This is a genomic window from Arthrobacter sp. Y3225116 (genome assembly GCF_059091245.1).
Genome location: NZ_JBNHGL010000521.1, coordinates 1 through 728, shown reverse-complemented (window position 1 = coordinate 728; position 728 = coordinate 1). Strand labels below are relative to the sequence as shown.

1 protein-coding gene is annotated in these 728 nt (G+C 69.4%); it reads right to left on the bottom strand.

What is annotated here, in order from left to right; all coding sequences use genetic code 11:
• Positions 1–643: ABC transporter permease (locus tag AC5RV2_RS18740; RefSeq protein WP_494093581.1), on the bottom strand; the 643-nt coding region annotated here is incomplete at its 3' end.
• Between the last annotated feature and the right edge of the window lie 85 nt (positions 644–728).

The window sequence follows — 728 nt, the reverse complement described above, 5'->3', positions numbered from 1 at the left end:
CGGCGGCGGCCCCCGGGCGCCGCCAGGGCGTGAGCACCCGCTCAAGCGCCACCAGGAGCACGTCCATCAGCGCCGCCAGCACCAGGGTCATCAGGATCCCCACCACGATTTCGGTCATGAAATAGCGCTGCAGCCCGTCGGTGAACAGGAAACCGAGGTTCCGGACACCGATCAGCGCGCCGACGCTGGCTACCGAGATGTTGCTCACGGACACCACCCGCAGCCCGGCCACCAGCACCGGAATGCACAGCGGAAGGTCCACGCTGAAAAACCGGCGGACCGGCAGGTAGCCCATGGCCACCGCCGCCTGCCGGACGCCGTCGTCCACGGAGTTCAGCGCGTCCACCACGGCGCGGACCAGCAGCGCGACCGAGTACACGGTCAGCGCCACGATCAGGTTGGACATTTCCAGGATGCCGGTGCCGAGGATGACCGGCAGGATCACGAACAGGGCGAGCGAGGGGATCGTGTACAGCACCGAGGAGAGGGACAGGACCAGGCCGCGCACGGCGCGGATCCGCCAGGCCAGGTAGCCCAGCGGCAGCGACAGCACGAGTCCGAACACCAGCGGGAGCGCGGACTGGAACAGGTGGAGGGCACTGAGCTCCAACACATACGGCAGGTTCGCCAGGAACCACTCCATCAGCTGCCGCCCGCCCGGAGCCTCTGCAGCACGGCCGCGGGATCGACCAAGCCGGCCACCCGCCCGTCGGCGTCGACGGCGACGC